The sequence below is a fragment of the Microbacterium sp. K24 genome (assembly GCF_004794465.1).
In the GTDB taxonomy this organism is placed as follows: domain Bacteria; phylum Actinomycetota; class Actinomycetes; order Actinomycetales; family Microbacteriaceae; genus Microbacterium.
Genome location: NZ_SSDJ01000097.1, coordinates 15,143 through 35,921, shown reverse-complemented (window position 1 = coordinate 35,921; position 20,779 = coordinate 15,143). Strand labels below are relative to the sequence as shown.

Genomic DNA, 20,779 nt, shown 5'->3' with positions numbered 1-20,779 from the left:
TCGGCGAGGCCGCCCGGCTCCTCGCCGACGCCGCGACCTGGAGCGCCCTCGGCGACACGCTGACCATGGCGCTCGGCGGCCTCCTGCTGGCGATCGTCGTCGGCGTCGGGCTGGGTGTGGCCATCGGCGCCTCGCCGCTGGCCATGCACGCCACAAGGGTGCCGCTCGAGTTCCTGAAGCCCATCCCGCCGATCGTCATCCTGCCCGTCGTCGTGCTGGTGCTCGGGCCGACCTGGAACATGGGCATCTTCCTGGTCTTCTTCGGATGCTTCATCGCGATCGCCGTGCAGGCATCCGCCGGCGTGTTCGACACGGATCCGGTCGCCCGCGCGACGGGCCTCTCCTACGGCATGGGACGCGCCGAGATCCTCGGACGCATCGTTCTGCCGAGCGCGCTTCCCTACATCGGCACCGCGATCAGGGTCGCGGCGCCGACCGCCCTCGTCGTCGCCGTGGTGGCCGGCCTTCTCGGCGGCGGGCCCGGACTCGGACAGAGTCTGCTGCTCTCGCAGCTCGCCGGGAACCAGGCCCAGCTGTTCGCGTACGTCCTGATCCTCGGGATCCTCGGCCTGCTGATCCAGGGGCTCAGCCAGTGGGGTGAGCGGCGACTGCTGCACTGGCACCCGCAATACCGGAAGCAGGTGGTGTGATGACGCTCACGTCCTCGATCCAGACCCGCACCCGTCTCTCCCGCCGACAGGGTCTCGGCACCACGCCCCGGAGCGTGCTCATCGGTGCGGAGATCGCCGTGCCGGTGCTGCTGCTCGCGCTGTGGTGGTTCGGCTCGGCCGCATCGACCAACACGTTCTTCCCGCCGCTGCAGCGGATCCTCGAGCGGCTCGTGCAGCTCGCGCAGACACCGGTCTTCTGGGGCGATGTCGCCTCCTCGGTGGGGAATCTCGTCGCCTCGTTCCTGCTCGCGACCGTGATCGGCGTGCTGCTCGGCCTCGTCTTCGGCCTCGTGCGACCGCTGAGCTGGTTCGCCGAGCCGACGATCCACTTCTTCCGGGCGATCCCCCCGGTGGCCCTGGTGCCGATCTTCGTCTCGCTGATCGGATTCGGCAACGAGACCCGCATCCTCTCGATCACGCTCGCCGCGGTCTTCCCGATCCTCATCTCCACGATCGACGGGGTGCGCGCCGCGGAGCCCACCCTCGAGATGGTCAGCCGGGTCTACCGGCTCAGCGCACGCGACCGGCTCCTGTCGGTCACCCTCCCCGCCGCGAGTCCCCGCATCCTCTCCGGCATGCAGGTGAGCCTGATCACCGCCTTCGTCGTGATGATCGCCAGCGAGATGCTGGGGTCGTCGACCGGGCTCGGGGCGGCCACGCTGCTCGCGCAGCAGTCGTTCGCCATCCCGGACATGTGGGCCGGGATCCTCGTGCTCGGCATCATCGGGTACGCGGCGACCGCCCTGTTCACCCTCTTCCGGCGCCGCGTGCTGCGCTGGTACATCGCCTCCCAACAGCAGGAGAAGAACTCATGACCACCACCGCACCCGCGCCCGTCCGCCTCAGCGTCGACGGCCTCGCGAAGTCGTATCCCACCAAGAGCGGCCCCGTCGAGGTGATCGCCGACCTCACCTTCGACGTGCGCGTCGGAGAGGTGTGCTGCATCGTCGGGCCGTCCGGCATCGGCAAGACCACGCTCCTCAAGTGCCTCAGCGGTCTGCAGAGCATCACCGCCGGCAGCGCGGCCATCGACGGCGTGGTGATCGACGGCCCGCCCGAGGAGATGGCGCTGGTCTTCCAGGAGTACACCCGTTCGCTGATGCCCTGGCTCACGGTCGAGAAGAACGTGCGCCTGCCCCTGAAGCACCTGCGGCTGTCGAACGCCGAGCGCGAGAAGCGCATCACCGACGCGCTCGCCGCGGTCGGCCTCGCCGGAGCGGAGACGAAGTTCCCCTGGCAGCTCTCCGGCGGCATGCAGCAGCGCGTCGCCATCGCACGCGCCATCGCCTACCGCCCCGAGGTTCTCGTGATGGACGAGCCGTTCGCCTCGGTCGACGCGCAGACGCGCTTCGAGCTCGAAGACCTCTGCCTGCGCATCCGCGAGCAGTTCGGCATGACCATCGTCATCGTCACGCACGACATCGACGAGGCCGTTTACCTCTCCGACCGGGTCGTCGTGCTGGGCGAGCGGCCGGCGAAGGTCACCGAGATCATCGAGGTCGACTTCGGCGGGCCACGGGATCAGCTGACGACGCGTGCGCTCCCGGCGTTCGCAGCGCTCCGCACCATGATCTTCGAGCTGATCCGGAAGGCGGGCTAGTGCCGGTGCCCGAGAAGCGCGGCTACGAGGGGTTCGAGGGCCGGGCGGAGGAGTTCACCTCGGATTCCGAGCCCTGGTGGCCGCAGCCCGGTCGGGCGCGACCGCAGGCGCCCAACATCATCGTGATGCTCATCGACGACCTCGGCTTCAGCGACCTCGGCCCGTTCGGGAGCGAGATCGACACGCCGCACATCGACGCGGTCGCCGCCGACGGCTGGGTGTTCACCAACTACCGGACAGCCCCGATGTGCTCGCCGGCGCGTGCGGCGCTGCTCACGGGCCTCAACCCTCATCGCGCGGGCTTCGGGTTCGTCGCGCACATCGATCCCGGCTATCCCGGATTCAGCTGCGAGCTTCCGGACGCGGCGCCGACCCTGGCGGAATCGCTGCGCGCGGGCGGCTACGCGACCTTCATGGTCGGCAAGTGGCACCTCACCCTCGAGTCGCGCCTGCACGACGGCGCGGACCGTTCGACCTGGCCGCTGCAGCGCGGCTTCGACCGCTACTTCGGGAGCATGGACGGATTCACGTCTCTGCATCACCCGCACCGCCTGGTGCAGGACAACTCGGTGGTCGACGTGCGCGAGTTCCCCGAGGGCTTCTTCCTCACCGACGAGCTCACCGACCGGGCCATCGGGATGATCGACGACCTGCGGGTGAACGAGCCCGACAAGCCGTTCTTCCTCTACTACGCGCACACCTCGGTGCACGGCCCGATCCAGGCGAAGGATCCCGACATCGAGAAGTACCGCGGCCGCTACGAGGCGGGGTGGAACGCCCTGCGTGCCGAGCGGTTCGCCCGGCAGCGCGAGCGCGGCATCGTTCCCGCGCACACGGCCCTGCCTGAGGATCCGATCGCGGACGGCGACCGGATCCCTGCGTGGGAGACGCTGAGCGAAGAGGACCGCCTGCTGTTCGCGCGGCACATGGAGGTCTACGCCGCGGCCGTCGATGAGATCGACCAGAGCGTCGGGCGTCTGCTCGAGAGGCTCGAGCGCAGTGGCGAGCGCGACAACACGATCGTGGTGCTCGCGAGCGACAACGGGGGAACCGCCGAGGGAGGGCCCACCGGAACGCGCAGCTACTTCGCGCAGTTCGGCACGCACGGGGGGATGCCGGAGGGATGGGTGACCGACGTCCCGCGCGACGTCGACGACATCGGGGGCCCGCGCGTCTTCGGACAGTATCCAACCGGGTGGGCGCGGGTGTCGAACACCCCGTTCCGATCCTTCAAGGCCACCACCTACGAGGGCGGCGTGCATGCGCCGCTGATCATCTCCTGGCCGGGCTCCGAGATGGCTCGCGGGCTGCGCGACCAGTTCGTGTTCGTGGCCGACCTCGCGCCGACCCTGCTCGAGCTCGCCGGCGTGCCGGCGCTCGAGGAGCGGGCGGGTGCGCCCGCCCTCGAGATGGACGGAGGCAGCATCCTCGGGGTGCTGACGGATCCCGCGGCCGACGGACGGGAGAGCCAGTACTTCGAATGCGTGGGGCGTCGGGCGATCGTCGACGGGCGGTGGAAGGCGCTCTCACCGCTCGTGCCGACGAAGGAGGAGGGTGCGGAAGGCGGAACCTGGGAGCTCTACGATCTCGCGGCCGACCCCACCGAGACGGTGGACCTCGCGGCGTCGATGCCCGAGCGCGTCGCACAGCTGGCGGCCCGCTGGCATGAGGACGCCTGGCGCAACACGGTGTTCCCCCTGGATGACGACGGGTCGATGTTCCGGCTCCGACCCGACACCGAGGAGCCGCTGTCCGCACCCGTGTCGCTCACCCCGTTCCGCCCGCCGCTCGAACGGTTCCGCTCGTCGAAGCTCACCGTGCTGCGCTCTTTCGCGGTCGAGATCGCCCTCGAGGTGACGGCGGACGCCGCAGGCGTGATCGTGGCCCACGGCGACCAGGGCGGGGGATATCTGCTCGCGATCGACGCGCAGGCGCCGCTGATCGTGTACAACGCCTACGGGGTGATGCACCGGGAGCGGGGACGTCGGCTCGAACCGGGCGCGCACCGGCTGGTCGCACGGTTCGACGAGCTGCCCGACCTCCGGTGGCGCATCGTCCTCGAGGTCGACGACATCGAGGAGGCCGGCATCCGGAGCGTGCCGATGCTGCTGGGCATGGCGCCGTTCACGGGCATCAGCGTCGGGTACGACTACGGAGGCCCCGTCGACTGGGACCTGCACGAGGATCACCGCTCCTACCCGTTCCGGGGCGGGGCACTCACCTCGGTGCGCTACATCCCCGGGCCGCGCTCTTCGCACGACGCGACGGTGCTGCGCGAGGTCGGCCGGGCGGTGCAGCGGATCGCGGACTGAGCCGCGCCCGGCGACGGGGAGTTCAGAGGGCGCAGCGGAAGCCGAGGTTCGTGGTCGCGGAGTCCTCGGTCTGCGAACTGCGCGCGGCGGGACGGTAGCGCACGCAGTACTCGGGGGCGCACAGGTGCGATCCGCCCTTGGTGACGCGGCGGCCGGGACCCGCGGCATCCGCCGCGAAGAGGTTCGCCCGTTCGCCCGGCTGCACCGTCGGCGCCATGCCGTGCCGCGGCGACCAGGCGTCTGCCGTCCACTCCCAGACGTTGCCGATCATGTCGCGCAGGCCGTAGCCGTTCGCGGGGAACGATCCGACCGGCGAGGTGCCGACCCAACCGTCCGCGCCGGTGTTGCGGTACGGGAAGTCGCCCTGCCAGGTGTTCGCCATGAGCACGTCTCCCGGGCGAAGCTCCTCGCCCCAGGCGAAGCGCGTTCCGACCAGTCCGCCGCGAGCCGCCCACTCCCATTCGGCCTCGGTCGGGAGACGCTTCCCCGCCCATGCGGCGTAGGCGACGGCATCCTCGAACGCGATCTGGACGACCGGATGGGCGAGGCGGTCGTCGATGCCCGAGCCGGGCCCCTCCGGAGCGCGCCAGTGCGCTCCGGGCTGCCACCGCCACCAGCGACGCCAATCGGCGAGATCCACCGGACCGGGGGTGGGCGTGAAGACCAGGCCGCCGGGAACGAGGGTCGCCGGATCGGCGCCGGGGAAGAGCGCGGGATCCAGCGGCTGCTCGGCGACCGTCACGTACCCGGTCCCCGTCACGAACCGGAGGTAGTCGGCGTTGGTGACCGGATGCTCGTCGAGCTCGAACGCCGAGACCTCGACCTCGACGATCGGGCCCTCCTCCGGATAGAACTCCGTCGCACCCATCCGCAGCCGTCCTCCGGGTACCCGGATCATGCCCGTGGTCACGACAGCACCGAGACCAGCACGAAGACGACGGCGATCACGCCGAACCCGGTGCCCAGCGCCGTGAGGGCGGCCAGCAGGCCGCCGCCGGGAGCCTCGCCGTGCGACGCGCCGGTCAGGACCGCGCTCACCCGGAGCTGGCGGCGACGCGCGGCGAGCCACAGGCCGCATGCCGCCAGGAGACCGAGAAGCCCGGGCGCGAACCCCCAGGCCTCGGCCGACGGGGGCAGCGCGAGCGGAAGGACGCGCAACGACAGCAGCGACCCGATGGCGACGGCGAGGGCGGTGCGCCGCCAGGCCAGCTCGGTGCGCTCGGGCTGCAACCCGGGGTCGAAGAGCGCGCGATCGGTCATCGCCACAGCACGCCGGCGATGACGAGCCCCCCGACCGCCACGACGACGATCGCGAGCAGCACGGCCGAGAACGCCCCGGGCAGGGGCTTCGACTGTCGCAGCGCCCGCTCGGCGCGCATCCACTCCCACCAGGCGAGCGGCGCGACGGCCGTGCCGGCGATCATCAGCAGCATCGATGCGGCGAGACGCAGACCGGGGTGCAGGTCGAGTCCCAGCACCTCGAGCGCGACGCCGCCGGCGATCAGGGCGAGCGCCGTGCGCGTCCACGCGAGGAAGGTCCGCTCGTTCGCCAGCGAGAAGCGCGGATCAGGCTCCTCGCCGACGCCGTACACGGAAGCAGGGAAACGTCGCATCGTTTCATCGTATCCGTGGGCGACGCGCTCAGCGGGTGTACACGGGGCGGCCGGCGAACCACGTCGCGACCACCTCGGTGTGCACGATCTCCTCCGCGGGACCGGCGATCGCATCACGCGCGAGCACGACGAAATCGGCGGACTTGCCGGGCGTCAGCGAACCCGTCTCCGCGCCGAGCCCCATCGCGGTCGCCGCGTTGATGGTGAAGACCTCGAGCGCCTCCTCGGCGGTGATGGCCTGCTCCGGCCACAGCACGCCGGGCGCGCGGCCGAGCGGGTCGGCGCGCGTGACGAGCCCCTGCAGGCCCTCGAGCGTGTTCGGGGACTCGCTCACCGGCCAGTCGGAGCCGCCGGCCACCAGGGCGCCGGCGTCGAGGAGGGCGCGGTTGGGCTGCGAGTGCTCCGCACGCTCGCCGAGCACCTCGGCGAGGGCCTGGGGGATGACGCCCGGGAACCAGATGAAGGGCGAGATGTCGGCGGAGACATCGAGCGCCTGCAGCCGGGGGATGTCGGACTCGGCGAGGAACTGCCCGTGCGCGATCTGGATCGGGGTCGAGAATCCCTCGGCGCGCAGCTTCTCGGCGACATCCAGCACCAGCCGTGCCGACCCGTCGCCGGTGCAGTGCACCTTGGCTCCGAGACCGCGCTCGGCGACCGTGCGCAGCCATCCGTGCAGCTCGTCGAAGGTCATCGTGGTCTCGCCGTGGAAGTGCGCGCCGTGCGCGGCATCCGCCAGGTACGGCTCCAGGAACGACGCGGTCCTCGACGGCGGGACGCCGTCGAGGAAGATCTTCACGAAGTCCGGGCGATGGTGCGCCGTGCGGAACTCCTCGCCGCGGGCGATGAGCGGCTCGCCGATCGGATCGAATCCGAAGATCTCGTCGTTGATGAGCAGCGACGACACCACCCAGGCCTGCAGTTCGTCGGCGCGGTCGAGCGTCGCCAGGGCGTCGAGGATCTCGACCGAGACCCCGGCGTCCTGGAAGGCGGTGATGCCGAACGAGTTGAGCAGCTCCACCCCGCGCCGCGACGCGGCGACGTGCTGGGCGGACGTGAGCCCGCCGGTGCGGTCGTACGCCTCCTGCACGGGGATGCCGGCGGCTTCCAGCAGCACGCCCGTCGGCGTGCCGTCGTCCGGGTCGAGGATCGTGACGCCGGAGGAGGGGATGCTGTCGACGGTGATGCCGGCGAGCTCCAGCGCGCGGGTGTTCGCCCAGCGGTTGTGGCGCGAGTCCTCCACGATCACCACCGGCCGTCCGCCGGCGGCGTCGTCGAGCCGGAGTCGCGCGGCCGTGTTCGCCAGGCTCGGCAGGAGCGTGGTCGCCACGACGCCCCCGATGATCCAGGCGTCCTCCGGCAGCCCCTCCGCCTTCTCGCGGACGCGGTCCAGGATCTCGTCGAGCGACAGCGACGGGGGCAGCGAGAGCTCGAACAGCTCGGTGCGTCCGGCGAGCGCGTGATGGTTGTGCACATCGACGAAACCGGGGTAGACGGCGGCGTCGCCGACCTCGAGCGTCCGGGTGTCCGGACCGCCGAGCGCCGCGACCTCCGCCCGCGACCCGACGGCGAGGACCCGCCCGTCGCGCACGGCGAAGGCCTCGACGACCGGATTCGTCCGGTCGGCGGTGCGGATCACGGAAGCGGTGACGATGAGGTCGGCGGGCGCCGCCATCTCAGGCGTCCCCGAAGGTCGCCGGCTCGAGCTCCGGCGTGTGCAGCGTGGTCGACAGCAGCCGGCCGTGTGCGCCGAAGGTGAAGTGCGTCGGCACCTCGCCCGACTCGTCGAGGCCGAACAGCACGCCGTGCGAGCGGATCGCGTTGACGTCGCGGTGATCGGCGATCGTGACCGAGGCGCAGGGGATGACCTTCTCGCGCCAGGCGAAGATGTAGATGCCGGGGCGGATCTCCCACACGCTGTTCTCGTCGGTGTCGGCGAGACCGCGCTCCGGGCCGGCGAGGCACTGCCAGGAGTACCAGCGCGGCGACAGGTAGACGTGCTCGTAGGCGTGCTCGGTGCTGTAGATCCACTCGACGCGGCGTCCGATGAGGGTCGTCGTCGGTGCGGCCTCGGCACCCGACACCTCGGCGCCCTCGATGACGCCGGGTGCGAACACGTGCTGCACCCGGGTGCGCCCCTTCTCGGGCGCGGGCAGGATCACGGAGATCACCGCGAGTGCGCGACCCTGGCGAAGGTCGAGCACCAGCGAGACGGCTTCGTTCGGCAGGTACCGGTGGTGGAACTGCACGAAGAACAGGTCGTCGTCGACCTCGAAGGCCTCGTAGTCGTCGGTGTCGGCCGCAGCCTCGGTCGGATCCTCGGCGCCGGGCCGGTAGTCCCACGCGACGGTCGTGTCGTCGAACCGGTGCACGATGCGGGTGCCGCGGGCATCGACCACGGTGATCTCGCGACCGCTGAGCGCGGTGCTGTGCGGCGCCTTGTTCGCGTCGAAGCCGGGAGCCAGGCCCTCCAGCGGCAGCCAGGTCGAGGTGTCGGCGGGATTCAGCGTGGTCATTGCGTTCCTTTGCTCGGAGACGGGGTGGAGGCGGGGTGGAGACGGGGTGTCGGGGGAAGGTCAGCGAGTGCTGAACTTCTCCAGGTCGGTGGCGAGGCCGTCGTAGACGGCGGGCTTCGAGCGCTTCAGGTACACGCCGTACACGATGCCGCCGATGAGGGCGACGACGAGCAGCAGCGGCATGAGGCGGATCGCGAGCTCTTCGGATCCGGCGACGATGTTGAAGTTGACGACGGCGAGCACCGAGATCGTCGCGATGCCGAGGAAGCCGATGCCGGGGGCGATGAAGGTGCTCCACCAGCGCGGATCCCCGGCACGACGGAAGTACACCACGATCGAGATCGCGGCGAGGCCCTGCAGGATCAGCACGCTCAACGTGCCGAAGCCGAGCATCGCGGGGACCAGCGTGAGGATGGGGTCCGCGCCGGCGAGGGCGAAGACGATCGCGACGACGGCGGAGAACGACGCCTGCACGATGCCGGCGAGCTGCGGGGCTCCGTTCGCGCGGGTGCGGGAGAGCGCGTGCGGCAGGATCCGTGCCCGTCCGAGCGAGTAGAGGTAGCGCGTGGCCGAGTTGTGGAACGCCAGCATCGCCGCGAACAGGCTCACCAGGAGCAGCACCATCATCACGGTCGTGAGCGGACCGCCGAGGTACTGCTGGGAGATCGAGAAGATGAGGTCGCCGGTCGGCAGGTGCTCGAGCGCGGTCGCCTGCGCCTGCGCGACCCCGGTGGCGCTCACCACGGCCCAGGTCGTGACACCGAGGATCACGCCGATCGCGATGATCGAGGTGTACGTGGCCCGGGGGATCGTGCGCAGAGGCTGCTTCGCCTCCTCGCTGAACAGCGCCGTCGCCTCGAAGCCGAGGAACCCGGTCGCGGCGAGCAGCAGACCGATCGGCAGCGAACCCGAGAACACCGCCTCCGGGCTGAAGGCCCCCAGGTCGTACCCGGTCTGCACCAGCACAGAGATGTCGAAGACGACGAGCATCAGCACCTCGAGCACCAGGCAGACGCCGAGCACCTTCGAGCTGAAATCGACGCCGACCCGTGCCAGCACGAAGCACACCACGATCGAGAGCAGGCCCCAGATCAGCCAGTGCACGTCGAGTCCGGTGAGGTCGCGGATGATGTTCTGCATGAAGAAGCCGCTGGTGCCGATCGTGCCGACGACGAAGAAGTTGTAGCCGAGCGTCGCGATGAGGCCGGCGATGAGCCCGCCGGTGCGACCGAGACCCTTCACGACGAACGCGTAGAAGCCGCCCGCGTTGACGAGCTGCTTCGACATCTGCGCGTAGCCGATCGCGAAGAGCAGCAGGATCACCGCGACCAGGAAGAACGACATCGGCGTGCCCCCGCCGTTGCCCAGCGCGATCGCGAGCGAGGCGACGACGACGATCCCGGTCAGCGGGGCGACCGCGGCGAGCACGAGGAAGACGATGCCCGCCACGCCGAGGGCGCCGGGTCGGAGGGTGGTGCGGGTCTGCGTCGAGGACGCAGAGGTCGGGTCGGCCACATCGGCTCCTTTGCTAGGGACGGCCGTGCTCGCACGGCCACCGACGACGAGGGGAATCGTCGATAGAGCGAGTCTGCTCGCGCGGTCGCGCTCGCACTTGACCCTGAGCGAAAGACGATGGTGCGAGCGTGCACACCCCGACGGTCGTCGGTCGCGACCCGGCAGAGGGGGAGCAGGATGACCAGGACGACACCGCCGTCCTCACCGGCACGGACCCTCGTGCCCGGCGGCGCTCCGAAGGACGACATGGATCTGCAGCTGGAGGGGACGACCGCCCTCATCACCGGAGCGGCGAGCGGGATCGGCCGCGCCACGGCTCTCGCGCTCGCCGCAGAGGGCGTGCGCGTGGCGCTCCTGGACCGTGACGCCGCGGCCCTCGCCGAGACGGCGGACGGATGCCGCGACGCGCTGGTCCTCGTCGCGGACGTGACCGACGAGCAGCAGGTGCGGACGGCGGTGGCGACCGGTGTCGCGGCGCTGGGCCGACTCGATGCCGTCGTGTGCTGCGCCGGGGTCTCGGGCCCGGTCGGAACCGCGATCGAGGAGACGGACCTCGCCGCGTGGAACGCCGTGTTCGCCGTGAACGTCACCGGAGCGTTCCTCGTGCTCAAGCACGCGCTCCCGGCGCTGCGCGCCGCGGCCGCGGCATCCGTCGTCCTGCTCGCGAGCGATTCGGCGTTCGTCGCGTCGCCGGGGATGGCGCCGTACTGCGCGTCGAAGGCGGCGCTGGTGCAGTTCGGGCGAGCACTGTCGGTCGACCTCGCGGGCACGGGTGTGCGGGTGAACGCGGTGGCGCCGTCGATCGTCGACACGCCGATGAGTCGCGGGGACCTCGGCTCCGCCGCCTTCGACGACCCGGGATTTCCCGTGCAGACCGCGGCGGAGGTGGCCGCTCACGTGGTCTACCTGGTCTCGCCGCGCAGCAGGGCGATCAGCGGCACGAGTCTGCTCAGCGACTTCGGGTACACCGCCCGTTCGGGGTTCCCGGCGTAGCGCGCGTCCCTCCGCACACATCCATCCGCACACTCCATCCACACGCAACGATCCACCTTGAAGGAGAAGACATGGGACTCGCAGTCGGATCGACGGTCTCCGGACGCGTCGTCGTGATCACCGGCGGCGGCACGGGAATCGGCGCCGCCATCGCGGAGCGCTACGCCGCCGAGGGCGCGCATGTCGTGGTCGTCGGCCGACGTCCCGAGCCGCTGCACGAGGTCGAGCGGGCCGTCGGGGCGCACGTCGTCGTCGCCGATGCGGCCGACACGGCCTCCGCGAAGGCTGCGGTCGCCGAGGTGCTGGCGACGTTCGGCCGCATCGACGTGCTGGTCGCGAACGCGGGCGGTCACGGGTTCTCTCCCGTCGCCGACACCGATGACGCCAGCTGGGACGCGGCGATCCGCGCGAACCTCACGACCGCGTTCGTCATGGCGCGCGAGTCGCTGCCCGCGCTGATCGAGTCCAAGGGGCAGATCGTGATCGTCTCGTCACTCGCCGGGCTCTTCGCGGGGCCGTCGGTGGCCGGTTACACGGTCGGCAAGCACGCCCTCATCGGTCTCACCCGCACGCTCGCCCGCGACTACGGCCGGCACGGCGTGCGTGTGAACGCGGTGTGCCCGGGGTGGGTGCAGACGCCGATGGCCGACGACGAGATGGACGAGTTCGCGACGCACGCCGGACTGGAGTCCCGCGAGGAGGCCTACGCGACGGTGACGGCCGATGTGCCGCTGCGTCGCCCGGCCCGCCCTGCCGAGATCGCGTCGGTCGTGCGCTTCCTCGGGTCGGGGGAGTCGTCGTACATCACGGGCGCGGTCATCGTCGCCGACGGCGGCTCGCACGTGGTCGATGTGCCCACGATCGCGTTCGATCACGCCGGCATGTAGGGGAGTGGTCCTGCTCAGCCGATGACGAGATCGAAGCCGTCGTCGGCCGGCACGACCGCGACCTGCGTCAGGTCGTCGACGAGATACGTCGGATCGTGCGCCGCCGCGTGCTTCCCGACGCCGATCACGCGCATCCCGGCGGCGAGACCCGCCTGGATGCCGGCGCCGGAATCCTCGAACACGACGCAGTCGGCGGGGTCGATGCCGAGCAGGCTCGCCCCGAGGAGGAAGCCCTCGGGGTCGGGCTTGGATGCCGAGACGTTCTCCGCGGTGACGGCCGAGACCGGCACCGCGAGTCCGGCCGCCTGCATCCGCGCGGTCATCAAGGCCACGTTCGCCGAGGTGACGATCGCATGCGGGTGTCCGGCCAGGGCGTCGAGCAGATCGCCGGCCCCGGCGATCGCGATCACGCCGTCGACGTCGCTCGTCTCGGTCGCGAGCATCGCGTCGTTCTCGCGGAGGTTGATCGCATGATCGCGCTCCGGCAGCATGATGGCCATGCTCTGGTGGCCCTGGCGGCCGTGCACGACGCTGAGCACGTGCTGCGGGGAGAGGCCGTGCGGTTCCGCCCAGGCCAGCCAGAGTCGCTCGACCACTGCTGTCGAGTCGACGAGAGTGCCGTCCATGTCGAGGAGGACGGCGCGGGTTCGAATCGTTTCGGTCACCCCTTCAGGGTAGCTCCCCGCACCCCTCGCTCTCGCCGGGCCGCTCGACGGGAGGGCGGATGCCGTCACCCGCCCAGGTAGGCGCGGTGCAGCAGGTCGGGGTCGGCGCGCAGCTTCTCGGACGTCCCCTGGAACGACACCCGGCCGCCCGCGACGACGACGGCCTCGCGGGCGAGGCCCAGGGCGAGCTGGGTGAACTGCTCGACCAGCAGCACCCCGACGCCGGACTCGGCGATCGACCGCACGATCGGCATCAACCGGAGGAAGACCACGGGCGCGAGCCCCAGCGACATCTCGTCGATCAGCAGGATGCGGGGTTTCGCGGCGAAGGCGCGCGCGAGCACGACCATCTGCTGCTCGCCGCCCGAGAGCAGCGCCGTCGGCGAGTCGATGCGCTTCTCGAGCTCGGGGAACTGCGCGAGGGCGGCGTCGAGCTCGGCGGCGGTGCGCGCGGTCAGCGAGATGTTCTCCCGCACCGTGAGCGAGGGGAACACCGCGCGCCCCTGCTCGATGTGCACGATCCCGCGCCGCGCTCTGGCGACCCGCGACAGCTTGTCGATCGGCTCGCCGTCGAGCGAGATGCTCCCGGCGGAGTGCGCGGTCACGCCCGACACCGATTCGATCAGGCTGGTCTTGCCGGCGCCGTTCGGACCGACGAGCGCCAGCACCTCTCCGCCGCTCACCCGCAGCGAGACGTCGGAGATCACGGGGCCGGCACCGCGGCTCACGGTCACGCCGTCGAGAACGAGTTCGCTCATTTCAACAGCTCCGTCTCTCCCATGTACGCCTTGACGACGTCGGGGTTCGCGAGGACCTCGGCCTGCGGTCCGCTGGCGATCACGCGGCCGAAGTCGAGCACCGTGAGAGTCGGGCAGACCGAGCGGACGAGGTCGAGGTCGTGCTCGATGATGATCAGCGCGACGCCGTATCGTGCGGGCAGTTCCCGCAGCCGGGCGGCGAGCGCCAGGTGCTCGTCGTGGGAGAGCCCTGCGGCCGGCTCATCGAGGATCAGCAGCCGCGGACGAGCGGCGACGTTCGCGGCGACCTCGACGAGCCGGCGGGTGCCGACGTCGACGCTCGACAGCCGGGCGCGCGCCGGTGGGCATCCGAAGAACGCCAGCACCTCGTCGATGTCGGATGCCGCGAGGCGGCGCCGTGCGACGAATCGCACGTAGGCGCCGACGGTGAGCGCCGGCGGCACGCGATCCTGCTGGAAGGTGCGACGCAGTCCGAGCCGGGCGCGGCGGGTGGGGGACAGGCCCGCGAGATCGCGGTCCCCGAGCAGGACGCGTCCGCCGTGCTTCGGCAGGAACCCGCCGATCGCATCGACGAAGGTCGACTTGCCCGCGCCGTTCGGTCCGATGAGACCCATGATCGAGGCGGCCGGCACCCGGAACGAGACGTCGTCGAGCGCCTTCAGGGCCCCGAACTGCACGGTCAGCCCGTCGACGGTCAGCACGGGCGCCCCGTCGAGCGCCGCGTCGTCGACCGTCGCCGTCGTGGTGGTGGTGATGACGGCGGCATCGGCTCCGGCATCCGCGGGAAGCGCCGACAGGGCGGCGCCGGTCGTCCGCCGATCGGCGCGACGGTAGAACAGGTTGCGGATGCCCTGCCCGAGGTTCGTGCCGCTGGTGAGCGCCTGCACGCCGAGCACGCCGAAGACGACGAAGCCCCAGTCCTGCGGGATGCCCCAGCGCTTGAGCAGTTCGGGGACGAGCACCCACAGGATGCCGCCGAAGATCGCCATGTCGATCAGGTGCGCGCCCGACATGATGGCGAGCACGTACAGCGCGAGCGACTGCAGCGGGGTGAAGCTCGACGCGAACGGGAGCTGCACCTGTCCGGCGAGCAGCCCGCCCGCGATGCCGCCGAGAGCCGCGGATGCCGCGAACGCGGTGAGCTTCGCGAGCTGCACGCTCTGACCTGCCGCGGCGGTGCCGCGCTCGGAGAACGCGACGGCCTTCCAGCTGGATCCCCATCGGCTGCGCTGCAGGAAGAAGACGCCGAGCGCGCAGAGAGCCAGCACGACGATCGACAGGAAGAAGAACTGCCGGTCGTTGGAGAACATCGAGGGGCGCTCGATCGCGGTGCCGTCGGCGGAACCGGGGAACTGGATCTGCACGAGCGTGACGTCGGCGGCCGCGGCGAATCCGAGGGTGACCACGGCGAGATTCACGCCGCGGAGTCTCAGCGCCGGAAGCCCGACGAGCACGCCGACGAGACCGGCGCCGATGCCGCCGACGACGAGCCACACCACGAAGCCGCCCGGCGCCTGCATCACGTTGAGCAGCGACACGATCCAGGCGCCGACCGCGGCGAACGTCAGCTGGCAGAGCGCGATCATCCCCGCGGACCCGGTGACGATCCCGAGCCCGAGGATCGCGATGGCCGCGATCACCGCGCTGATGGCGAGGAACACGAAGTAGCCGGGCAGCGCTGCGCTGAGGATCGCACCGACGCCGATCGCGGCGACGGCGACCGCGAACGGCCAGCTGATCCGGAACGCGCGCCCTTCGATGAAACGGGGGCGGTCAGCGTGCGGCATCCCACACCTCCTTGCGTTGCGTCCAGAGCAGCAGGACGACGATGAACAGGAACGGGAGGAAGTTGCGCACCAGGGCGACCTCGTCGATCTGCGCGACGAGGCCGCCGAGCACTCCCAGCACGACGCCGCCGACGACGGCGAGGTCGAGCCGGCGGAACCCGCCGAGGAGTGCCGCGGCGGCCGCGGGCACGATGAGCATCGCCAGGCTCGTCGCGTCGTTGGACTGCGACGGCGCGACGATGATGATGGCGATCGCGCTGATGACCCCGGTCACGAACCACACCGCGATCGACAGCGGACGCGAGCGGATGCCGAGCAGCTCGGCCGTGGTCGGACGCTCCGAGAGCGCCCGCAGCTGCGTGCCGACCCTGGTGCGGCGCAGCACGATGCGCACCACGACCGCGGTGATGACCGCCATCGCCACGGTCGCGACGGTCACCTGGCTGATCACCACGCCGCCGATCGAGAACGCGGGGCCCGCGATGATCGGGGTGAACGGCTGCGGCTTGTTCCCGAACAGGATGAACGACATCGAGATGAGCAGCAGCAGCGGACCGACCGTCATCGCCGAGCGCGTCGTCGTGGACGCCTCCGACAGCCAGGTCGCCGCGATGAACCCGATCGCCGCGGCGAGCAGGCCGGCGACCAGCACGCCCACCACGGAGCCGAGCCAGATCGGCAGGCCGAGCTCGCGCACGAACCACACCGCCGTGAAGGCGCCGAACATCCCGGTCGCGGCCTGGGCGAAGTTCACCACCCGCACGAGCCGCGACATCAGGGTGAGGCACACGCCGAGGACGGCGTAGAGGCCGCCGGCGGCGAGACCGGCGATGGCGCCTTGCAGCATGAGGCGTCCTTTCGATTCGAAGGCGGCGGACGGTGAGCTACTCGCCGATGCGGAGCCAGTCCTCGGAGACCTTCTCCCAGGCGTTGGTGCCCGACTTCAGGATGATCGGCCAGCCCGCGGTGTTCTGCGTGCCGAACGCGTAGGGCGTGCCCACCATCGGGTTCTCGATCGGATCCATGCCCTTGAGCGCCTCGGAGACGCTCTCGCGGGTGATGTCGCCGTCGATGCCCTCGAGCACCTCGATGAAGTACTTCGCGGCGAGGTATCCGCCCTGGCTGAACGACGTCAGCGCGATGTCGTTGGACTCCATCAGCGCGCGCCAGTCGGCGTTGATCTCGTTGTCGTCCGTGAACGGGTAGAACTCGGCGGGCACGTAGATGCCGGCGCCGGCGTCGTCGATCGCGTCGGCGAAGTTCTCGCTGTAGACGCTGGTCAGGTACAGCCACGTCACGTCGTTCCAGCCCTGGGCGTTCGCGGCCTTGACCTGACCGATCGCGTCGGGTTCGACGGGGTTGATGGCGAGCGCCTTGCAGCCCTGGTCGCGCGCCTTGACGATGTAGGGCGTGTAGTCGGATGCCCCGTACGGCACGGTGTCGTCGACGTACTTCGGCTCCTTGCCGGTGATCTCGGTCCACTTGTCGATCGCGGCCTGGTAGGTCGGACGCGTGGAGCCGGCGATCTCGAGCAGGATGCAGATGTCGTCGAGGCCGAGCACCTCGGAGCCGTACTGCAGCGTCAAGGTCATGTCGTTGAACGGCCCGACGTTCGCCGGCGAGATGTTGTCGCTGGCGAAGCATCCGGTGTCGACGCCGATGCCCGGCATCGAGAGGATGCCCTCCTGCTCGTAGTACTTCGCGTTGATCTCGCACTCGATGAGGCTCGCGGAGCCGACGAGCGCGACGGCGCCGTCGCTGCCGACGAGTTCGCGAGCGGATGCCGTGGCTGTCGCGGGATCGCCCTTGTCGTCGAGCATCTTGTAGTCGATCATGCGTCCGTCGAGGCCGCCGGCCTCGTTGAACGCGTCGAAGACGGCGGCGGCGGCCTGGGAGGCCTCCGGGAAGGTCGCCGGTCCGCTGATGGTGTTCACGGAGCCGACGACGATCGGGTCGCCCTCGCCGCCGGATCCGCCGTCTCCGCCGGCGCAGCCGGCGAGGGTGAGGGCTGCCACGGCGAGGAGCGCCGCAGTGCCGGATGCTCGTTTGTTCATGTGATTCCTGCCTCTCGTGTATTCGGATCGTGCGTGTGGTGCTGCGGCTCAGCCCTGAGGCTCTGAGTCTGCGGAAGGGGTGCGCAGCGCGCGGTTCACCATCTCGGTGTCGGTGAACTGCTCGAAGGCGACGACGCTGCCGCCGTCCAGACGCCAGACGTGGGCGACGCGCGCCGCGAAGAAGCGCCCGGTCTGCCTGTGCGTTCCGGAATAGGTGCCGATCCCGACGACGACGTCGCCCCCGTCGACGATCTCGTCGATCGCGACGGTGTAGTCGTCCCAGTCCTCCTGGATGCGGGAGAAGACGTTCCGGGCGACGGCATCCGGTCCGACGTACGTGCCGGCGTACGGGAAGCCGGCGGCCTCGGTCCAGTGCACGTCGGGCGCGAGGGGTGCGAGCATGCCGTCGAGGTCGCCGCGGTCGCTGGCGGCGTAGTGATCGCGGATGATGTCGGCGTTGTTCATCGCTGTCTCCCTCAGACGGGCTGGGCGTCGGGGTAGGCGACGGAGCCCAGCGGGTAGATGTGGCCGCCGGCGCGGGAGTGCTCGGCCTGGCCCGCGCCGTTGAGGCCGAGGAAGATCCCCGTCGTCATCAGCTGATAGCCGAGGTCGTGCAGCCAGACGCTGGCGACGGCGATGCGGAACTCGCGGAAGCAGAAGAGGTACAGGCCCTCGGCGAACTTCCAGACCGTCGACAGGTCCATGTCGCCGTGGCCGCGCTGCACACCCTCCAGGCACTGCCAGGCGTAGCGCCGGCTCGAGATGTAGACGTGCTCGTAGAGGTGCTCGGGGCTGTAGCGGTAGATGTTGCGCTTGCCGATGAGGTCGCGACTCGGGCCGGGCACGTCGCCGGTCGCCGGGCCGCCGTCGGTCGTGGCGGCCCAGAAGTCCTGGCCCACCTGCGGGGTGCCCTCGACGGCCTCGGCGGCGATGCGGGAGCGGATGACGGTGGCGCGATGCGTCGTGTGTGAGAAGACGACGGTGATCGCCTCGCGCTCGCGGCTCTCCAGCGGGATGTTCACGAAGACGACGTCATCGCGCACGGCGACGGCATCGTAGGGATCGGTGCCGGAGGCGTCGAATCCGTCCCACGTGACGGCGACGGAGTCGAAGCGCAGCTCCAGCGCGGAGCCGTCGTCGAGGGTGAGGGTGAGGGCCGTGCCGGCCAACGACACGTTCGGCCGGCGATAGGTGTCGATCCCCGCGGCGAACTCGTCGTAGGTGCGCCATTCGTCGAGCGCCGGGTCGAGGGAGGTGTCGGTCATGGAGGTCCTGACGTCGCACGCGGCGGGGCCTCATCGCCCCGGGCACCGCGACATCGCGGTGCGCTTGCCTCATGCTCGGTCCAGGCCCGTCATCCCCTCAAGGGCAGGACGACCATCGCGCGCCGAGAGTCAACCGGCGTGCCCTCCCGGGCAAGCGCGGCGTCAGTGGGCGGCGCGGTACTCGCTGGGGGAGGCCCCGAAGGCCGCCTTGAACGCGCGGCTGAAGTGCGCGGCATCCACGAAGCCCCAGCGGGCGGCGATGGCGGCGACCGGACGATCGGCGAGCATCGGGTCGAGCAGGTCGCGCCGGCACTGCTCGAGGCGGCGCGTGCGGATCCAGGTCGAGACGGTCACGCCCTGCTCCTGGAAGAGCCCGTGCAGGTGACGGGTGGAGATGAAGTGCGCGGAGGCGATGGACGCCGGGCCGAGGTCGGTCGAGGCGAGGTTGCGATCGATGTGCGACCGGATGCGCTGCACGAGCGCCCGGTGCGGGTCGGCCGAGGCCTCGTCGAGTCCGAGCTCGCGGGTGAAGACGGTCGTCACCAGGTCGAGCGCGCTGTGCGCCAGACGTGCACCGGTCGTGCCGGCCAGCTGGTCGAGGTTGCCGGCCAGCTGCGTCAGGTACGGCACGACCATGCCGCCGAGACCCTCCTGTCCGGAGATGCGCACGGCGGTGAGCTGGCCGATCATGTCGGAGGGCAGGCTGATCAGGTGCTTGGGGAACATCACGACCATGGTGCGGAAGTCCTGGTCGAACACGAGAGAGTACGGGCGGTCGGTGTCGTAGACCGCGAGGTCGCCCGCCTGCAGCACGGCCTCGCGGTCGTCCTGGATGAGCAGCCCGGTGCCGGCGAGCATCAGGCTGACCTTGAAGTACGAATGGTCGCTGCGGGCGATCAGCTCGGGCGTGCGTTCGACCACGTGCGATGTCGCGCGCACCTCGGTCACGTGCACCTCATCGACGGATGCTCCGCGGATCACGCCGCGGAAGCGATCGGCGCCTCCGCTGGTGACCTGCAGGGGGACGAACGATTCCGACACGGCGGCGCGGAAGTCGCTGATGTTGCGCGCGACGAGCGTCGATACTGATTCGGCGGGAGCAGCGGGTGCACCGTTCATGACTGATCACCTCGGGTGGTGGGAACGACGACGTTGTATACGATCCGTTCCGAGATGTTATCACCGGCGGAGCCGGACGCGATCACGATCTTCCCGCGGTGTCGGCGCTCACTCGCCTCGAAGGGCGCGGGTCGCTTCGGCCGTGCGCTCGAGGGCGTGCACCGTGTGCGCGTGCCGACGCTGGGCCACTCCGATGAAGAGGCAGTCGACGAGCGTCAGCTGGGCGATGCGGCTCACCATGGCGCCGGCGCGGAAGCGCGGCTCTCTGGCGTGCGTCAGCAGGGTGTGGTCGGCCGTCCGGCCGAGGGGGCTGTCTGCCGCGCTCGTCAGGCCGATCGTCGTCGTTCCGGCGGATCGCGCCGCCTCGAGGAAGCGCACCGTCTCGGTGGTCGTGCCGGAGTTGGAGAAGCCGATCGCGACGGACCGCATGGCGCCCAGCGCGGCGGCGGCGCTCGCCTCGTGAGCGTCGGAGAGCACGATCGCCGAGCGCCCGATGCGCAGCAGCTTGTGGCCGAGGTCGTCGGCGACGAGCCGGCTGGCGCCGACGCCGAACAGGAGGATCCGCTGGGCCTGGTCGACCGCCTCGACGGCACGTTCGAGTTCGTCGTAGTCGAGGTTTCCGACGGTCTCCTCGATCGCGAGGGCCTCGAGCGCGGCGACCTTCGCGGTGGCGTCGCGCAGGGAGTCGCCGACGGCGATCTCCGAACCGAACCACGACGGAGAGCTGAGCTGTGCGGATTCGCGTCCGAGCTCGGTCGCCAGGGCCATGCGCAGCGCGGGGTATCCGCTCAGGCCGATCGTCCGGCAGAAGCGCACCACGGAGGCGACCGAGGTCTCGCAGGCGGCCGCGAGCTCGGTGATGGTGCTCTCGGTGACCTTGACCGGATCGTCGCCGACGACGCGCGCGATCCGCGCGAGCGAGGGCGGCAGTGTCTCGGCGGCCGTCGCGATCGTCGTCTGGATGCTCATGCCATCTCCGTTCGGAGGTCGGGTGTGAACAATTGTTTCATGATGCGCTGCTCATGCG

21 protein-coding genes are annotated in these 20,779 nt (G+C 70.6%); 6 read left to right on the top strand and 15 right to left on the bottom strand.

Annotated features, from left to right (window positions below; genetic code table 11):
- From DW306_RS09190 to DW306_RS09175, 4 genes are all read left to right on the top strand, one after another.
- Window positions 1-650 (top strand): ABC transporter permease subunit (locus DW306_RS09190; RefSeq protein ID WP_136055298.1); only part of this gene is annotated, 650 nt, incomplete at its 5' end.
- Window positions 650-1,486, top strand: a complete 837-nt coding sequence (locus DW306_RS09185) for an ABC transporter permease (protein ID WP_136055297.1) — start codon at window positions 650-652, stop codon at window positions 1,484-1,486. The genes DW306_RS09190 and DW306_RS09185, both read left to right, overlap by 1 nt.
- Entirely contained in the window at window positions 1,483-2,271 is a 789-nt protein-coding gene (locus DW306_RS09180; RefSeq protein ID WP_136055296.1) for an ABC transporter ATP-binding protein, read from the top strand. Before DW306_RS09185 ends, DW306_RS09180 begins: the two co-directional genes overlap by 4 nt.
- 5 nt (window positions 2,272-2,276) lie before the next feature.
- Complete coding sequence (locus DW306_RS09175; protein ID WP_205814130.1) at window positions 2,277-4,583, top strand: arylsulfatase; 2,307 nt, start codon at window positions 2,277-2,279, stop codon at window positions 4,581-4,583.
- Between the two features lie 22 nt (window positions 4,584-4,605).
- Here DW306_RS09175 and DW306_RS09170 read toward each other — a convergent pair whose 3' ends face one another.
- Genes DW306_RS09170 through DW306_RS09145 form a run of 6 tightly spaced genes read right to left on the bottom strand, consistent with a single transcriptional unit; the run spans window position 4,606 to window position 10,224 of the window.
- A complete protein-coding gene (locus DW306_RS09170) occupies window positions 4,606-5,481 on the bottom strand; it encodes a formylglycine-generating enzyme family protein (RefSeq protein WP_205814131.1) in 876 nt (291 codons plus the stop codon).
- Window positions 5,482-5,489: 8 nt separating this feature from the next.
- Complete coding sequence (locus tag DW306_RS09165; RefSeq protein ID WP_136055293.1) at window positions 5,490-5,843, bottom strand: DUF202 domain-containing protein; 354 nt, start codon at window positions 5,841-5,843, stop codon at window positions 5,490-5,492.
- On the bottom strand, window positions 5,840-6,196 hold the full coding sequence (locus DW306_RS09160; RefSeq protein WP_136055292.1) for a DUF202 domain-containing protein: 357 nt from the start codon (window positions 6,194-6,196) through the stop codon (window positions 5,840-5,842). The genes DW306_RS09165 and DW306_RS09160 overlap by 4 nt, the downstream gene beginning before the upstream one ends.
- A gap of 28 nt (window positions 6,197-6,224) precedes the next feature.
- A complete protein-coding gene (locus tag DW306_RS09155; protein ID WP_136055291.1) occupies window positions 6,225-7,868 on the bottom strand; it encodes an amidohydrolase in 1,644 nt (547 codons plus the stop codon).
- A 1-nt stretch (window position 7,869) separates the two neighbouring features.
- Window positions 7,870-8,709 (bottom strand): molybdenum cofactor biosynthesis F family protein, encoded by an 840-nt coding sequence (locus tag DW306_RS09150; protein ID WP_136055290.1) that lies wholly within the window; start codon window positions 8,707-8,709, stop codon window positions 7,870-7,872.
- A gap of 60 nt (window positions 8,710-8,769) precedes the next feature.
- Window positions 8,770-10,224, bottom strand: coding sequence for an APC family permease (locus DW306_RS09145; RefSeq protein WP_136055289.1), 1,455 nt, complete (start codon window positions 10,222-10,224; stop codon window positions 8,770-8,772).
- 177 nt (window positions 10,225-10,401) lie between these two features.
- Here DW306_RS09145 and DW306_RS09140 point away from each other — a divergent pair, with 177 nt between their 5' ends.
- Entirely contained in the window at window positions 10,402-11,217 is an 816-nt protein-coding gene (locus tag DW306_RS09140; RefSeq protein WP_240747130.1) for an SDR family oxidoreductase, read from the top strand.
- Window positions 11,218-11,288: 71 nt separating this feature from the next.
- On the top strand, window positions 11,289-12,104 hold the full coding sequence (locus DW306_RS09135) for an SDR family oxidoreductase (RefSeq protein ID WP_136055288.1): 816 nt from the start codon (window positions 11,289-11,291) through the stop codon (window positions 12,102-12,104).
- Window positions 12,105-12,118: 14 nt separating this feature from the next.
- Here the strand turns inward: DW306_RS09135 and DW306_RS09130 are convergent, their stop codons facing one another.
- The 9 genes from DW306_RS09130 to DW306_RS09090 form a co-directional block, all read right to left on the bottom strand.
- Window positions 12,119-12,769, bottom strand: coding sequence for an HAD-IA family hydrolase (locus DW306_RS09130; protein ID WP_136055287.1), 651 nt, complete (start codon window positions 12,767-12,769; stop codon window positions 12,119-12,121).
- 65 nt (window positions 12,770-12,834) lie between these two features.
- Complete coding sequence (locus DW306_RS09125; RefSeq protein ID WP_136055286.1) at window positions 12,835-13,527, bottom strand: ATP-binding cassette domain-containing protein; 693 nt, start codon at window positions 13,525-13,527, stop codon at window positions 12,835-12,837.
- Complete coding sequence (locus DW306_RS09120; protein WP_136055285.1) at window positions 13,524-15,314, bottom strand: ATP-binding cassette domain-containing protein; 1,791 nt, start codon at window positions 15,312-15,314, stop codon at window positions 13,524-13,526. Before DW306_RS09120 ends, DW306_RS09125 begins: the two co-directional genes overlap by 4 nt.
- Window positions 15,301-16,161 carry a branched-chain amino acid ABC transporter permease gene (locus DW306_RS09115; RefSeq protein ID WP_136055284.1) on the bottom strand — a complete coding sequence of 287 codons (861 nt, stop codon included), beginning with the start codon at window positions 16,159-16,161 and terminating at the stop codon, window positions 15,301-15,303. The genes DW306_RS09120 and DW306_RS09115 overlap by 14 nt, the downstream gene beginning before the upstream one ends.
- Window positions 16,162-16,198: 37 nt before the next feature.
- A complete protein-coding gene (locus DW306_RS09110; RefSeq protein ID WP_136055283.1) occupies window positions 16,199-17,368 on the bottom strand; it encodes an ABC transporter substrate-binding protein in 1,170 nt (389 codons plus the stop codon).
- Window positions 17,369-17,416: 48 nt separating this feature from the next.
- Window positions 17,417-17,833, bottom strand: coding sequence for a nuclear transport factor 2 family protein (locus tag DW306_RS09105; RefSeq protein WP_136055282.1), 417 nt, complete (start codon window positions 17,831-17,833; stop codon window positions 17,417-17,419).
- Window positions 17,834-17,844: 11 nt separating this feature from the next.
- Entirely contained in the window at window positions 17,845-18,633 is a 789-nt protein-coding gene (locus DW306_RS09100; protein ID WP_136055281.1) for a MoaF C-terminal domain-containing protein, read from the bottom strand.
- Between the two features lie 162 nt (window positions 18,634-18,795).
- On the bottom strand, window positions 18,796-19,752 hold the full coding sequence (locus tag DW306_RS09095) for a helix-turn-helix domain-containing protein (protein ID WP_136055280.1): 957 nt from the start codon (window positions 19,750-19,752) through the stop codon (window positions 18,796-18,798).
- 108 nt (window positions 19,753-19,860) lie between these two features.
- Window positions 19,861-20,721 carry a MurR/RpiR family transcriptional regulator gene (locus tag DW306_RS09090; RefSeq protein WP_136055279.1) on the bottom strand — a complete coding sequence of 287 codons (861 nt, stop codon included), beginning with the start codon at window positions 20,719-20,721 and terminating at the stop codon, window positions 19,861-19,863.
- Between the last annotated feature and the right edge of the window lie 58 nt (window positions 20,722-20,779).

Excerpts from the sequence above, each read along its gene's own strand:
- DW306_RS09170 (WP_205814131.1), bottom strand. The coding sequence starts at position 5,481 with ATGATCCGGGTACCCGGAGGACGGCTGCGGATGGGTGCGACGGAGTTC.
- DW306_RS09165 (WP_136055293.1), bottom strand. The coding sequence starts at position 5,843 with ATGACCGATCGCGCGCTCTTCGACCCCGGGTTGCAGCCCGAGCGCACC.
- DW306_RS09090 (WP_136055279.1), bottom strand. The coding sequence starts at position 20,721 with ATGAGCATCCAGACGACGATCGCGACGGCCGCCGAGACACTGCCGCCC.
- DW306_RS09135 (WP_136055288.1), top strand. The coding sequence starts at position 11,289 with ATGGGACTCGCAGTCGGATCGACGGTCTCCGGACGCGTCGTCGTGATC.
- DW306_RS09185 (WP_136055297.1), top strand. The coding sequence starts at position 650 with ATGACGCTCACGTCCTCGATCCAGACCCGCACCCGTCTCTCCCGCCGA.
- DW306_RS09095 (WP_136055280.1), bottom strand. The coding sequence starts at position 19,752 with ATGAACGGTGCACCCGCTGCTCCCGCCGAATCAGTATCGACGCTCGTC.
- DW306_RS09125 (WP_136055286.1), bottom strand. The coding sequence starts at position 13,527 with ATGAGCGAACTCGTTCTCGACGGCGTGACCGTGAGCCGCGGTGCCGGC.
- DW306_RS09120 (WP_136055285.1), bottom strand. The coding sequence starts at position 15,314 with ATGCCGCACGCTGACCGCCCCCGTTTCATCGAAGGGCGCGCGTTCCGG.
- DW306_RS09100 (WP_136055281.1), bottom strand. The coding sequence starts at position 18,633 with ATGACCGACACCTCCCTCGACCCGGCGCTCGACGAATGGCGCACCTAC.
- DW306_RS09140 (WP_240747130.1), top strand. The coding sequence starts at position 10,402 with ATGACCAGGACGACACCGCCGTCCTCACCGGCACGGACCCTCGTGCCC.
- DW306_RS09180 (WP_136055296.1), top strand. The coding sequence starts at position 1,483 with ATGACCACCACCGCACCCGCGCCCGTCCGCCTCAGCGTCGACGGCCTC.
- DW306_RS09155 (WP_136055291.1), bottom strand. The coding sequence starts at position 7,868 with ATGGCGGCGCCCGCCGACCTCATCGTCACCGCTTCCGTGATCCGCACC.
- DW306_RS09110 (WP_136055283.1), bottom strand. The coding sequence starts at position 17,368 with ATGAACAAACGAGCATCCGGCACTGCGGCGCTCCTCGCCGTGGCAGCC.
- DW306_RS09115 (WP_136055284.1), bottom strand. The coding sequence starts at position 16,161 with ATGCTGCAAGGCGCCATCGCCGGTCTCGCCGCCGGCGGCCTCTACGCC.
- DW306_RS09160 (WP_136055292.1), bottom strand. The coding sequence starts at position 6,196 with ATGCGACGTTTCCCTGCTTCCGTGTACGGCGTCGGCGAGGAGCCTGAT.
- DW306_RS09105 (WP_136055282.1), bottom strand. The coding sequence starts at position 17,833 with ATGAACAACGCCGACATCATCCGCGATCACTACGCCGCCAGCGACCGC.
- DW306_RS09150 (WP_136055290.1), bottom strand. The coding sequence starts at position 8,709 with ATGACCACGCTGAATCCCGCCGACACCTCGACCTGGCTGCCGCTGGAG.